Genomic DNA, 13,007 nt, shown 5'->3' with positions numbered 1-13,007 from the left:
CGGTGCGCGGCGAGGGGAAGCGAAGGGGGACTCGATGTCGGGCATCGCTTCGGCGTCGTCACCTCGACAGCGTCTTGAGAACGCCGCCTCCTGGGGCAAGCACATCGTCACCTCGTCGCCCTCGCGCTTCGCGATCGTCATCTTCGCGATGCTCATCCTCGTCTTCACGGTGCTGCTGTCGCTGCCGATCGCGTCGGCATCGCGCACGGTCACGCCGCTGGCGGATGCGCTGTTCACGGCTGTGTCGACCATCTGCGTCACGGGCCTCGCCACCGTCGACATGGCGAACCACTGGTCTCCGTTCGGGCACGTGCTGATCTTCATCGGCGTGAACATCGGCGGACTCGGCGTGCTCACCCTGGCGTCGCTGATGGGCCTGGTCATCTCGAAGCGCCTCGGGCTGCGGGCCAAGCTCATGGCCGCCGGAGACACGAACCCGCTGCGAGCCCACGGCGGCGTCGTGAACGAGAGCCAGACCGTGCGGCTGGGCGAGGTCGGTCAGCTCCTGCGCACCGTCGCGGTGTCGTCGCTCATCATCGAGGGCGTCCTCGCGATCCTCCTCTACCCCGCGCTGGTCCTGGCGGAGGTCGACCCGATCGCCGCCCTGTGGGAAGCGCCGTACTTCGCCGCCATGGCATTCACGAACACCGGGTTCGCTCCCAACGACGGCGGCGTGGCCGTCTTCGCCGACGACTACCTCGTGCTGTCGCTGCTGATGGTGGGCGTCTTCCTCGGGAGCATCGGCTTCCCCGTGATCTACACCCTGGCCAAGCACGTGTGGCACGTGAAGAAGTGGTCGCTGCACACCAAACTCACGCTCGTCACCACCGTGCTCCTGTTCGTGTTGGGTGCCGCGGTTTTCCTGATCCTCGAGTACGCGAACCCGAAGACGTTCGGCTCGATGGATGCGGCAGACACGACGTTCCAAGCCTTCTTCCTCTCGGCGATGACCCGTTCGGGCGGCTTCAACGTGATCGAGATGGACGACCTGAACGGGTCGTCGCTGCTGGCCGCGAGCATGCTGATGTTCGTCGGCGGCGGTTCGGCATCCACCGCCGGAGGAATCAAGGTCACCACTCTCGCCGTGCTCGCCATCGCCGTGTGGTCGGAGGCGAAGGGGCGCCAGTCGGTCGAGGTCTTCGGCCGCCGCATCCCCAGCGACGTGCAGCGTGTGGCGCTCAGCGTCGTCGCCTGGGGAGCCACGATCGTCGCGCTGTCGACGATCATCATCGCCCAGATCACCAAGGCCGACATCAGTCATGTGCTGTTCGACGTGATCTCGGCGTTCGGCACCGTCGGCCTCTCGACAGGTCTCACCGCCGAGCTCCCCGATTCCGCCTCGTACGTGCTCGCGACCACCATCTTCATGGGGCGCGTTGGTACAGTGACTCTCGCCGCGGCAGTCGCCGCGACGTCGCGATCGCAGTATTACTCGCTGCCCGTGGAAAGGCCGATCGTTGGTTGAAGTGCTCCGGGGCGACGCTCCCGTACTCGTCATCGGCCTGGGCCGCTTCGGCGCCGCGTGCGCCGGCGAGCTCGACCGACTCGACCGCGAGGTGCTCGCGATCGACGGCAATCTGGAGCTCGTGCAGAAGTGGTCCGACCGCGTCACGCACACCGTGCAGGCCGACGCCAAGAACATCGACGCCCTGCGTCAGATCGGCGCGCAGGACTTCCAGGTCGCCGTCGTCGCCGTCGGCTCGTCGATCGAAGCATCCGTGTTGATCACCGCGAACCTCGTCGACCTCAAGGTGCCGCAGATCTGGGCGAAGGCCGTTTCGCAGTCCCACGGCAAGATCCTTGCCCGCGTGGGTGCCAACCACGTCATCTACCCCGAGCGCGAAGCCGGCGAGCGCGTCGCTCACCTCGTCTCCGGCCGGATGCTCGACTTCATCCGCTTCGACGACGACTTCGTGCTGGCGAAGATGTACCCGCCGAAGTTCATCCGCGGCGTGGGTCTGAACGAATCCGGCGTGCGCAGCAAGTACAAGGTCACCGTCGTCGGCGTGAAGAGTCCGGGCAAGCCGTTCCGCTACGCCGAGGCGAACACGATCGTCACCAACCACGACCTCATCATCGTCTCGGGCACCAACAGCGACATCGAGCGCTTCGCCGCGCTCGACCGCTGAGCGGCAGCCCCGCGGGTTCAGGCGTCGATGTCGAGCGTGATCTCGACGACGTCGTCGATGCCGATGCCCTCCCGATCCTGCAGCGCCTTCTTGATCGGCACGATGTACCCGCCGTCCTTCGGCCACAGCGCCGTGGTCACGGTCGTGCGTCCGATCGTCACGGATGCGGGGATCATCCCCCACCCGTAGGTGACGACGCCGGCGATCTCGCCGATCATCTCGCTCTCGGCCGGCGGCACGGTGACGAAGTGGAACGGCGCCGGTCCGCGCCAGAACCAGATCTCTCCCGAGAACCGCAGCTGCATGTCATCCTCCTGCGGCGAGTTCCTTCGCCCGCGCCAGCGCCGCGTCGGCGGCCTGCGCGAACGTCCGGTCGAGGTGCGCGTCCTGCAGCACGGCGACGGCCCGCTCGGTGGTGCCCTTCGGACTCGTGACCCTGCGACGGAGCTCAGACGGCTCCTCCCCGGACGCGTCGAGCAGCGCGGTCGCACCGATGAAGGTCTGCTCCACCATGACTCGCGCGTCGCTCTCGCTGAACCCCATGCCGACGGCGGCCTTCGTGAGCTCCTCGATGAGCAGGTAGACGTAGGCGGGGCCCGAACCCGAGATCGTCGACAGCGCGTCGATCTGCGACTCGGGAACCTCGACGACAGCGCCCACGGTCGCGAAGAGGCGGTGCACGAGGGCGAGGTCGTCGGCGGATGCGGCCGCCCCCGCGGCGAGGCCGGTGACGCCCTTGCCGACGGTCGACGGCGTGTTCGGCATCGAGCGGATGACACGGACATCGGCGCCGAGGTTGTCGGCGAAGGTCTGCAGGGTGACCCCGGCCGCGAGACTCACCACGATCGCGTCTTCGGGCAGAGAGGGAGCGATCTCGCGCAGCAGATCGGGGACCATCGCCGGCTTCACCCCGACCAGGACGACACGCGCCGACTGAACCGCCCGCGCGTTGCCGTCCGGCGTCTCGGAGAGCGCGATGCTCGTGACGCCGTCGAGGTCGGCGAAGGCCGCCGCCTTCTCGGGCGTGCGGTTCGTCGCGGTGATGCCTCCGTCGACGGGGATGCCGGATGCGACGACCCCTCGCAGGATCGCGCCGCCCATGGAACCGGCACCGAGGAACGCGAGAGCAGGAAGAGATTCAGCCATGTCGTCATCCTACGGCGGGCGCACCGGGCGACCACGGGCGAGCCGATCTAGACTCGTCGCATGAGTGCATCCGGCGGCGGCAAGGCCATTCTCGCGGCGTTCCTGGCGAATCTGGGCATCGCCCTGGCGAAGTTCATCGCCTGGGCGCTCTCAGGATCCGCGTCGATGCTCGCCGAGGCGATCCACTCGGTCGCCGATTCCGGCAACCAGCTGCTGCTCATGCTGGGCGGCCGCAAGGCGAAGCGCGAGGCCGACCGAGCGCACCCGTTCGGCTATGGCCGAGAGCGTTACGTCTACGCGTTCGTCGTGTCGATCATCCTGTTCTCCGTCGGTGGCCTGTTCGCGATCTACGAGGCGATCGACAAGCTCACCCACCCGCACGAACTCGACAAGACCTGGTGGTGGCTGCCGCTCGTCGTGCTCGTGGTCGCGATCGGCCTCGAGTCGTTCTCGCTGCGCACGGCCGTCAAGGAGAGCAACCTCGTGCGCGATGAGGGCCAGTCGTGGGTGTCGTTCGTGCGTCGCGCCAAGGCGCCGGAGCTGCCCGTCGTGCTGCTCGAGGATGTCGGGGCGCTGACCGGTCTCACCTTCGCACTGCTCGGTGTGGGATTGACCATCATCACCGGCAACCCCGTGTTCGACGCACTCGGAACGCTGATGATCGGCATCCTGCTCGTGCTCATCGCGATCGTGCTCGGAGTCGAGACCAAGAGCCTCCTGGTGGGCGAGGGAGCCACCCCGGCCGATCACGATCGCATCGTCGACGCGATCAACGCCGGCGACGAGATCGAGAAGATCATCCACATGAAGACGCTCTACCTCGGACCGGACGAGTTGATGGTGGCGGCGAAGATCGCACTCAATGCCGACAAGCCGCTGCGCGAGGCCGCGGTCGACATCGACGCGATCGAGGCCCGCATCCGCGAGGCCGTGCCGACGGCCAGGGTCATCTACATCGAGCCCGACGTGTACCGGCCGTCGCTCGACCCGGAGCCGTCGACCGACGTGTTCGTGCTCAAGTCCTCGGACTGACTCCCCCGAGGTCCGCGACCGTCAGCGGCGCTGCTCGAAGAAGTCCCGCAGCAGGGCCTTGGCGGCGTCTGCCTCGACCCCGCCGATGACCTCGGCGCGATACGGCAGCCGACGATCACGCAGCACGTCGTACATGGATCCGGCGGCCCCCGCCTTGTCGTCCCAGGCTCCGAAGACGACCCGAGTGATCCGCGCCTGCAGGATCGCCCCGGCACACATGAGGCAGGGCTCGAGCGTGACGACGAGGGTGTGGCCCTCGAGATTCCACGAGCCGACGGATGCCGCGGCGGCACGCAGTGCCTCGACCTCGGCGTGACCGGTCGGATCCCCGGTCGCCTCACGATTGTTGCGACCGTCCGCGACGATCCGCCCCTCGGCGTCGAGCACCACCGCACCGACGGGGATCTCCGACACCGCTGCCGCCTCGGCCGCGAGCTCGAGAGCGCGGCGCATCGCGATGAGGTCGGGGGCGGTCATGGGTCGAGCCTACGACAGCCGCAGAGGCCACTCCCGTGCAGCCGATGTCGTACGCGAGCGTCCGGCGCATTAGCCTGTAGGCATGCGTGTTCACGTCGCCGACCACCCTCTCGTCACTCACAAGCTCTCGGTGCTGCGCGACCATCGCACACCGTCGCCGGTCTTCCGCCAGCTGACCGAAGAACTCGTGACGCTGCTCGCGTACGAGGCGACCCGCAACGTGAAGGTCAGCCCGGTCGAGATCACCACTCCCGTGACCACCACGATGGGCGTGAAGATCTCGGAGCCTCGCCCGATCGTCGTACCGATCCTGCGCGCAGGACTCGGCATGCTCGAGGGACTCGTCAAGCTTCTGCCGACCGCCGAGGTCGGATTCCTCGGGATGGTCCGCGACGAAGAGACCTTCGAGCCGACGACCTACGCCGAGCGCCTCCCCGATGACCTGAGCGATCGCCAGTGCTTCGCCATCGACCCGATGCTCGCAACCGGTGGCTCGCTGGCTGCGGCCATCCAGTTCCTCTTCGACCGCGGGGCCAAGGACGTCACGGCGATCTGCCTGCTCGGCACGCCGGAGGGTCTCGCCGCGATCGAGGCGCTCGTCGGAGACCGCGATGTGACCATCGTGCTCGGCGCGCTCGACGAGCGTCTCAACGAGAAGGGCTACATCGTCCCCGGACTCGGCGACGCCGGCGATCGGCTCTACGGCACCGTCTGACGCATCGGCTGCTCGCGCTAGCCGAGCAGCGCCACGCCGAACCCCGCGACGACGTCGCGGACCTCGGCGAGATATCGCTGCGCCTGCTCGGTCAGGGGGATGGCGGTGCGTCCGACCCATCCGATCTCGATGTGGTCGTCGACGTCGAGAGGCACCGCGACGATCTCAGGATCGAGGTCGTCGCTGATGATGCCCGTCGAGATCGTGTACCCGTCGAGTCCGATCATGAGATTGAAGATCGTCGCTCGGTCGGAAACCCTGATCTCGCGAGCGCTCGAGAGGGTCGAGAGGATCTCCTCGGCGAAGTAGAACGAGTTGTTCGCCCCCTGATCGAAGGTGAGCCGCGGCAGGCCGACGAGATCGTCGAGGGTCGCCCGCTCGCGGGAGGCGAGCGCGTTCCGTCGCGAGACGAAGATGTGCGGCTCGGCGACGAAGAGCGGATGGAACGCGAGCCCCGAGTCGCGCAGCAGCTTGTCGATGACGTTCCGGTTGAAGTCGTTGCGGAAGAGGATGCCGAGTTCGCTGCGCAGCGTCCGCACGTCTTCGATGATGTCCCACGTGCGGGTCTCCCGCAGTGAGAACTCGTACTCGGCCGCGCTCGAGCCCTTGACCATCCGCACGAAGGCATCGACAGCGAACGAGTAGTGCTGCGTCGACACCCCGAGGAGTCGGCGCGACGGCGGCCGCCCCAGGTAGCGCTGCTCGAGCAGCTCGGCCTGCTCGACGATCTGTCTGGCGTACCCGAGGAACTCCGAACCGTCACTGGTGAGCGTGACGCCCCGGGCCGAGCGGGCCAGAAGGGCACGACCCACCCGACTCTCGAGGTCTTTCATCGCCGCGGACATCGTGGGCTGAGCCACGTAGAGCATGTCGGCCGCGGCGGTGATGGATCCTTCCGCGGCGACCTCGATGAAGTACTGGAGCTGTTGCAGCGTGATGCCGCTCGATCGCCTGGGCATAGGAGAAGGCTATAGCACCGCATAGTGGAGCTGAATTACCCGATGACCCTCGTTCGGCAGCACCATGAGAGCACAGCATTCGCGAGGCCCTGTCGGCCTCTCTCCCGGATTGGCCCCTCATGGCGAACGAGATCACGTTCAGCATCACCACCACGCGCTTCGACGAGGACTACGCCCCGTCGGACAGTTCGCGGATCACCACGAACTTCGCCAACCTCGCCCGCGGCGAGCGTCGCCAGCAGAACCTCCGCAATGCCCTCACGATGATCGACCGACGGTTCAACGATCTCGCACGCGGCGACGGACTCGACGGCGACGGCCCAGACGGCGGCCGCTACTCGGTGGAACTCGACATCGTCTCGGTGCAGCTGCGATTCGCCGACGGCGAGGACCGGGAGTTCCCCGTCCTCGAGGTGCTGGACATCCACATCGTTGACCGGCTGACCGGCGAACGCCACCAGGGCATCGTGGGGAACAACTTCTCCTCCTACCTGCGCGACTACGATTTCAGCGTCGTCCTGCCCGCGGCGAGCGCAGCCGCCGGCGGGTTCGCGACACCCGACGACTTCGGCGAGCTGCACGGCAAGCTCTTCCAGCACTTCCTCGAGTCCGACGCGTATCAGGAGCGGTTCTCGACCCTGCCGGTGATCTGCATCAGCGTCTCGACCAGCAGGACGTATCGCCGCAACGGCAACGTCCACCCCGTGCTCGGCATCGAGTACGTCCAGGACTCCTTCTCGCTCACCGACGAGTACTTCGGGAAGATGGGCCTGCAGGTGCGGTACTTCATGCCGCGCGGCAGCTCTGCCCCGCTCGCCTTCTACTTCCGCGGCGACCTTCTGAGCGACTACTCCGATCTGCAGCTCATCGGCACGATCAGCACTATGGAGACGTTCCAGAAGATCTACCGCCCCGAGATCTACAACGCGAACACACCCGCCGAGAGCGTCTACCGTCCGAGCCTGGCCCACGAAGACTTCCAGCAGACCGAGATCACCTACGACCGCGAGGAGCGCAGCCAGCTCGCGGTCGTCCAGGGACGCTACGCGGATGAGCACTTCGTGACGCCCCACCGGCGCGTGCTGGATCAGTGGGCCGCCGCCTACCCGGCTCCGGTCCGATGACCGGCGCCGGCTCGACGACCTTGGAAACCCTCCTCCCAACCTCGATCGTCGGGAGCCTGCCCAAGCCGGCATGGCTCGCGAGGCCTGAGGTGCTCTGGTCGCCGTGGGAGTTGCAGGGGGATGCGCTCGTCGAGGGCAAGCATGATGCGTTGCGCGCCGCGGTGCACGAACAGCGGCGGCGCGGCATCGACATCGTCAGCGACGGGGAGCAGACCCGCCAGCATTTCGTCACCACCTTCATCGAGCATCTCGACGGCGTGGACTTCGAGAATCGCGAGACGGTGCGCATCCGCGACCGCTACGACGCGAGCGTGCCCACAGTGGTGGGTGCGGTGAGCCGTCCGAAGCCCGTGTTCGTGGACGACGCGACGTTCCTGCGTCAGCAGACCGATCAGCCGATCAAGTGGGCGCTCCCTGGCCCGATGACGATGATCGACACCCTGGCCGACCGTCACTACCGCAGCCGCGAGAAGCTGGCGTGGGAGTTCGCGACCATCCTCAACCAGGAGGCGAGGGAGCTCGAGGCTGCGGGAGTGGACATCATCCAGTTCGACGAGCCCGCGTTCAACGTCTTCTTCGACGAGATGAAGGACTGGGGAATCGCGGCCCTCGAGCGCGCAGTCGAAGGGCTGAGCGCCGAGACGGCTGTGCACATCTGCTACGGCTACGGGATCAAGGCGAACAACGAGTGGAAGGCGACTCTCGGCGCGGAGTGGAGGCAGTACGAGGAGTCGTTCCCCCTTCTGCAGCGGTCCTCCGTCGACATCATCTCGCTGGAGAGCCACCACTCTCATGTTCCTATGGACCTCATCGAGCTCATCCGCGGCAAGAAGGTCATGCTCGGGGCGATCGATGTGGCGAGCGAGCAGGTCGAGACTCCGGAGGAAGTCGCCGACACCCTGCGCCGCGCGCTCGAGTTCGTCGACGCAGAGCTTCTCATCGCCAGCTCGAACTGCGGCATGGCACCCCTGCCGAGGCATGTCGCGCTCGACAAGCTGAGCGCTCTGTCTGCGGGAGCGCGACTGGTCCGCGAGGAGCTCGGCGCCTGACCGGCGCCACGCCCCTGAACATCGCCGCGCGTGGCCCCCGGCTGTGACGCCCCGTCGGGGCGACTCACACGCCCAGGCGGTAGCCGCGCTCGTCTCCGTAGTGGGTGAAACCTGCCCGTTCGAGGATCGGTGCGGACGTCGCTGTGCGCCCCTTGACGAGTGCCGTCTCCGCCCCGAGGGATGCGCTCACCCGCAGCCGCTCGGCGAGGACCGCCCGGTAAGCGCCTCTGCCCCGCGCGTGCTCGAGCGTGGCGGCACCCCACAAGCGGGCGAATCCGTCGACGATCGTGCACCCGCCGGTGCTGACGGCCCGGCCGTCGAGCCGCGCGAGAACACGGGAGTGCGTACCCGCGTCGAGCGTCGACGCGATCTCTTCGAGTTCGATCCGAAGCCCTTCTTCGTCGAGGGGCTGCTGCTGCCACACCGGCACGTTGATGGCGTCGACCTCGCGGACCTGCTCGAGTGTGCGAACGACCTCTGCGGTGGGCTCCGGCGGGACGTCGATCGACGCGCGGTCGATCGGACAGGCGAACACCGCGACCGTGTCGATGTGCTCGGCTCCGCGTCTGCGCAGCTCGGCTTCGAGGTCGGGGCGATCGGACGCGTTGGTCCAGAAGCGCAGCTCGCGCTCCCCCCACGATCTGGTGCGGTCGATCGCGTGGTCGAGAACAGTCGCGGCATCAGCGTCCGAGTCGACCTGCGATCCGCGCACCCCGCCACCGAACCGTTCGGGATACCGCACCAGCTGCAGCTCCGTCTTCTCTCGCTCGCTGTCACGGGGGAACCACACCCAGGCCGCCGAGGCGCGAAGGATGTCGTCTGTCGTGTGCATGGTGGCTGTTCCTCGCCGTGGGGTCGGTCGTCGCTCAGCTCGCCGCGCCGACGAGACGGGCGAAGGCGCTCATCCGCGCGACCCCCTCCGGTGTGCGCGGGAGGTCGTCGAGCAGTGCCGGGGAGTGGATCAGGTAGGCCGCGACCTGCGCTCTCGAGATCGCCACGTTCAATCGGTTCTGCAGCAGCAGGAACTCGGGACCCCGTGGGGCATCCCGACCGCTGGAGGCCGCGAGGGACGTGATCGAGACCACCGCCTCCTTGCCCTGGAAGTTGTCGACCGTGCCGACCGGGACGTCGGGGAAGCCTGCCTCGGCGAGTGCGTCGTGCACGGCCTGACGCTGCGCGTTGTAGGGCGCGACCACGATGATGTCGCGCTGCGCGAGCGGCCGGACCGTGACATCGGCATCGTTGTCGGTGAACGCGCGTCCGACGAGGTCTCGCACGAGTGCCACCACCTCGCGCGCCTCCTCCGGCGACTGCGTGGCGTTGCCGCGGTGTCGGAGCGGGACGATGTGCAGACCGGGATCGATGCCGTCGAGCGCACGCCGTTCGGTGCCGGGAGCCGACGCGAGCTGCCCGGCGTATGCGAGCTTCGACACCGGCGCGGCGAGGCGAGGATGCATGCGCCACGAACGTGCCAGAAAGTAACCGTAGTCGGGTCGGACCACCGCGTCGCCGTCCATGACCCATCCGAGAGCCGACGTGTCGACGGGCTCGGAGTGCGCCCCCTGGCTGACCTGGGGAAGCTGCTGCGGATCGCCGAGCAGCAGCAGACGCTGCGCGCCCGCGGCGACGGCGATCGTCGAGGCGAGGGAGAACTGCCCCGCTTCATCGACCACGAGCAGGTCGAGGCCCCCGCGCTCCACGCGTGCGGTGTTGCTGAAGTCCCAGGCCGTTCCGCCGACGACCGCTCCGTGCTCGGCATGCTCGCCGAGGAATGCGGCCATGCCGTTCTTGGGAATCGCCGTGTACGAGGGATCGGATGACGGATCCTTCGGCGCCTTCCCGACCTGCGCCGCGGGAACGCCGTCGGCCACGACCCGCTCGAGCAGATTCTCGATGATCGCGTGGGACTGCGCGACGACGCCGACCCGGAAGCCGTGCTCCTTGACCAGCCGCGCGATCACCTGGGAGCCCGTGTAGGTCTTGCCGGTGCCAGGAGGACCCTGCACCGCGAGATAGCTGCGATCGAGGTCGAGGACCGCTCGCACGATCGCATCGATCGTCTCGTCCCCCTGGTCAGGCAGGGGGCCGCCCGAGAGCGTCCGCGGAGGGATCCTGCGCAGGATGTCGGTGGCCGCGTCGGACGGGAACCCGGGTGCTGCCGCGTGGACCGTGTCGGCCCATTCGTCGATCGCGCCCTGCAGCGAGACGACGCGCGGCGGAGCCGCGGGGGTGAGAGCGAGAGGCAGTTCGTCCCACGTCTGTCCCTGGATCGCCGTCTCGGTGATCAGATAGCCGTCGTCGAGCACCTCGGTGACAGTGACCGTATGCGGCACGTGCACCGCGCGTGACGGAGCCTCGGTGTCGAACGGAGCCGGCACGGGATAGAGCGCGAACGGTTGCGACCCCGCTCCGAGAGTGGTGCCGGGTGACACCTCTCCCCGGATCTCGATGTCGCGCGACATCACCCGGCGCCCCTCGCCGACGCTCCAGTCGCGCTGCACGGTCGAGGACATGCGGTCGACGCGCACGACATCGCGAGTGCCGTCCCACATAGTGACGGGCTCGCGCAGTCGCTGGAAGTGCGACACCCAGAAGCTCTTCGCCTCGCGAGGGAAGTAGTCGATGGCGGCCGCAGCGAGGCGATGCACCTGACCGTCGCCGCCCGCCGCCGCGGCCCGCTCCGCGTCGGCGAGGAGTGCCACCGATCGCGGCGACGGCTCGTAGATCACCTCGTCGGCCTCGTCGGGCGGGGCGGGGTTCACCCCCTCCTTCCGGGCGATGTCGATCAGCCAGTTGCGAAGGCGCCTCGTCGACACGCAGTCGTAGCGGTTGTAGTCGGCGAGATCGGCGAAGACCGCATCGGCCTCGTCCTGCTCCCCTGCCGCCGCGAACTCGCGGGCCGCCACGTACTGCACGATCGAGTCGTCGCCCTTCTGCACGTCGCTGGTGCGCACGTCCTCACCCATGTAGAGCGGCTCGAGCTTCTTGATCGAGTACGACCGCGACCCCACGCGCACGGTGCGCAGCACCAGCGGATACAGGTCGACGAACACGCCCTCGCGCAGCAGGCGGTCGATCTCGCCCTCGCGCACGCCGTGGCGTGCCGCCATCGCCACCAGGTGCGAGGTCTCGTACGGCGCGTAGTGATAGATGTGCATGCCGGGGTGCGCTGCTCTGCGCACCTTCACGAAGTCGAGGAATCGCTCGAACGCCTCTCGCTCCGCAGCGAAGTCGTGGGCCCACAGCGCCGTGTACTGGTCGGCGTTGTCGACCCATCCGAAGAGGTAGTCGATGCCCCAATGAGCCTCGCCGTCAGGCGCCGGCTCGGTGTAGAGCGGGTCGCCCTCGAAGTCGAAGAAGATGTCGCCGTGACTGGGCACGGGGAGGGTGTGGATCGCCGCGGCGTAGTGCACGTCGTATGTCGGCGCACCCTCGGCATCCGCGCGGATCTGCAGCCTCGCCTGCGCCCGCAGCGTCTCGAACGTGTCGGTGTTCATGCCGTCAGGAGGCGTATCGGCGTCGGCCAGCGCGTCGATGGTCTCGATCCCGGCCGCCCGCAGCCGGGCGCGCTGCACGGGCCGCATGCGCGCGACCATCAGCAGGTCGCGGTGTGCGATCACCTGCTCCTCGCAGGTCGCGCATCGTCCGCAGGCCACGATCTCGAGGTCTCCGCGGTCGTCGCCCCACGCCAGCGGGGCGCCGCTGGAGCCGTCGTCGACTCGGCGATCCGCGATGAGGGCGCGCAGGCGCGCTCGACGCACCTGGAACAGCGGAAGGAGGTCATCCACCGCGTGGGTGCTCAGCGTTCCGTCGCCGAGGATGAGGTCGACCTCATCGGACCGCGGAATGCCCAGCCGGTCGAGCTGATCGACATATGCCGCGAGCTGCATGAGGGCGGTGACGCGCGCCTTGCGGGCGAGCTTGGAATCCTGCACCCGCCATCGCCCGTCGTCGTCGCGCTTGAGGAAATCGGCGAACCCGACGAACTCGGGTGTCGCGAACGCCGCCTGGAAGACGACCAGCGCATCGGATCCGAGCGCATGCACCGTCTCGTCGACGGCAGCCGCGAGCGCCTCGGCGTCGATCGACGACACCTTCTCGACCCGGTGCACCCGATCGCTCCCGAGATCGTCGATGTAGCGGGCGAGGACGTTCTGCTCGTGGACGTCTCCGAGCAGCGCGGCCCTGGCGAGAGTCGCGTCTTCAGGCTCCTCCACGGCCGGGACGCGGCCCAGCTTCGCATCGATCGCGCGGCACCAGGCGAACTCGCATTCGGCGGCCGCCTTGAGGTCGCTCGCGCTCCAGATGACGCGCTGCGCCTGAGTGTCGATCCGCACGATTCTCCCGTTCCCTCGGATGCTTCGACACTAGCCGCG

At 68.0% G+C, this 13,007-nt stretch carries 12 protein-coding genes; 6 read left to right on the top strand and 6 right to left on the bottom strand.

The features are described from left to right. Positions 1–34 precede the first annotated feature (34 nt). A complete protein-coding gene (locus AC04ME_RS05030; protein ID WP_042539422.1) occupies positions 35–1,465 on the top strand; it encodes a TrkH family potassium uptake protein in 1,431 nt (476 codons plus the stop codon). Continuing rightward, entirely contained in the window at positions 1,458–2,129 is a 672-nt protein-coding gene (locus AC04ME_RS05025; protein WP_042538973.1) for a potassium channel family protein, read from the top strand. The genes AC04ME_RS05030 and AC04ME_RS05025 overlap by 8 nt, the downstream gene beginning before the upstream one ends. Before the next feature lie 17 nt (positions 2,130–2,146). Here the strand turns inward: AC04ME_RS05025 and AC04ME_RS05020 are convergent, their stop codons facing one another. Both AC04ME_RS05020 and proC read right to left on the bottom strand, forming a co-directional pair. Further along, positions 2,147–2,434, bottom strand: a complete 288-nt coding sequence (locus AC04ME_RS05020) for a DUF1905 domain-containing protein (RefSeq protein ID WP_079112305.1) — start codon at positions 2,432–2,434, stop codon at positions 2,147–2,149. 1 nt (position 2,435) lies between these two features. Beyond that, positions 2,436–3,275, bottom strand: coding sequence for a pyrroline-5-carboxylate reductase (proC, locus tag AC04ME_RS05015; protein ID WP_079112304.1), 840 nt, complete (start codon positions 3,273–3,275; stop codon positions 2,436–2,438). A 60-nt stretch (positions 3,276–3,335) separates the two neighbouring features. Between proC and AC04ME_RS05010 the strand changes: the two genes are divergently transcribed. Then, positions 3,336–4,307, top strand: a complete 972-nt coding sequence (locus AC04ME_RS05010) for a cation diffusion facilitator family transporter (RefSeq protein WP_042538967.1) — start codon at positions 3,336–3,338, stop codon at positions 4,305–4,307. A gap of 21 nt (positions 4,308–4,328) precedes the next feature. Here the strand turns inward: AC04ME_RS05010 and AC04ME_RS05005 are convergent, their stop codons facing one another. After that, a complete protein-coding gene (locus AC04ME_RS05005; RefSeq protein ID WP_042538964.1) occupies positions 4,329–4,784 on the bottom strand; it encodes a nucleoside deaminase in 456 nt (151 codons plus the stop codon). An 82-nt stretch (positions 4,785–4,866) separates the two neighbouring features. Here AC04ME_RS05005 and upp point away from each other — a divergent pair, with 82 nt between their 5' ends. After that, positions 4,867–5,499, top strand: a complete 633-nt coding sequence (gene upp, locus AC04ME_RS05000; protein ID WP_042538962.1) for a uracil phosphoribosyltransferase — start codon at positions 4,867–4,869, stop codon at positions 5,497–5,499. A 17-nt stretch (positions 5,500–5,516) separates the two neighbouring features. On the opposite strand, the gene AC04ME_RS04995 is transcribed toward upp, so the two are convergent. Beyond that, positions 5,517–6,458, bottom strand: a complete 942-nt coding sequence (locus AC04ME_RS04995; protein ID WP_042538960.1) for a LysR family transcriptional regulator — start codon at positions 6,456–6,458, stop codon at positions 5,517–5,519. 119 nt (positions 6,459–6,577) lie between these two features. On the opposite strand from AC04ME_RS04995, the gene AC04ME_RS04990 reads away from it, so the two are divergent. Together AC04ME_RS04990 and AC04ME_RS04985 are read left to right on the top strand one after the other, a co-directional pair. After that, positions 6,578–7,582: a putative oxygenase MesX gene (locus tag AC04ME_RS04990; protein WP_042538958.1), complete on the top strand. Its 1,005-nt coding sequence runs from the start codon at positions 6,578–6,580 to the stop codon at positions 7,580–7,582. A gap of 20 nt (positions 7,583–7,602) precedes the next feature. After that, positions 7,603–8,631: a methionine synthase gene (locus AC04ME_RS04985; protein ID WP_042539420.1), complete on the top strand. Its 1,029-nt coding sequence runs from the start codon at positions 7,603–7,605 to the stop codon at positions 8,629–8,631. A 64-nt stretch (positions 8,632–8,695) separates the two neighbouring features. Here the strand turns inward: AC04ME_RS04985 and AC04ME_RS04980 are convergent, their stop codons facing one another. Both AC04ME_RS04980 and AC04ME_RS04975 read right to left on the bottom strand, forming a co-directional pair. Continuing rightward, positions 8,696–9,463: a hypothetical protein gene (locus AC04ME_RS04980; protein ID WP_042538956.1), complete on the bottom strand. Its 768-nt coding sequence runs from the start codon at positions 9,461–9,463 to the stop codon at positions 8,696–8,698. 34 nt (positions 9,464–9,497) lie between these two features. Next, entirely contained in the window at positions 9,498–12,968 is a 3,471-nt protein-coding gene (locus AC04ME_RS04975) for a TM0106 family RecB-like putative nuclease (protein WP_475433834.1), read from the bottom strand. Positions 12,969–13,007: the final 39 nt, after the last annotated feature.

This window comes from Microbacterium sp. LjRoot205 (assembly GCF_056175745.1).
Note: the sequence above shows the minus strand (reverse complement) of the source record. Positions and strands in the feature narration are given on the sequence as shown.

Bases quoted from the DNA above. Each gene is read 5' to 3' on its own strand.
- AC04ME_RS04995 (WP_042538960.1), bottom strand. From the start codon at position 6,458: ATGCCCAGGCGATCGAGCGGCATCACGCTGCAACAGCTCCAGTACTTC.
- AC04ME_RS04980 (WP_042538956.1), bottom strand. From the start codon at position 9,463: ATGCACACGACAGACGACATCCTTCGCGCCTCGGCGGCCTGGGTGTGG.
- proC (WP_079112304.1), bottom strand. From the start codon at position 3,275: ATGGCTGAATCTCTTCCTGCTCTCGCGTTCCTCGGTGCCGGTTCCATG.
- upp (WP_042538962.1), top strand. From the start codon at position 4,867: ATGCGTGTTCACGTCGCCGACCACCCTCTCGTCACTCACAAGCTCTCG.
- AC04ME_RS05005 (WP_042538964.1), bottom strand. From the start codon at position 4,784: ATGACCGCCCCCGACCTCATCGCGATGCGCCGCGCTCTCGAGCTCGCG.
- AC04ME_RS05010 (WP_042538967.1), top strand. From the start codon at position 3,336: ATGAGTGCATCCGGCGGCGGCAAGGCCATTCTCGCGGCGTTCCTGGCG.
- AC04ME_RS05020 (WP_079112305.1), bottom strand. From the start codon at position 2,434: ATGCAGCTGCGGTTCTCGGGAGAGATCTGGTTCTGGCGCGGACCGGCG.
- AC04ME_RS05030 (WP_042539422.1), top strand. From the start codon at position 35: ATGTCGGGCATCGCTTCGGCGTCGTCACCTCGACAGCGTCTTGAGAAC.
- AC04ME_RS04990 (WP_042538958.1), top strand. From the start codon at position 6,578: ATGGCGAACGAGATCACGTTCAGCATCACCACCACGCGCTTCGACGAG.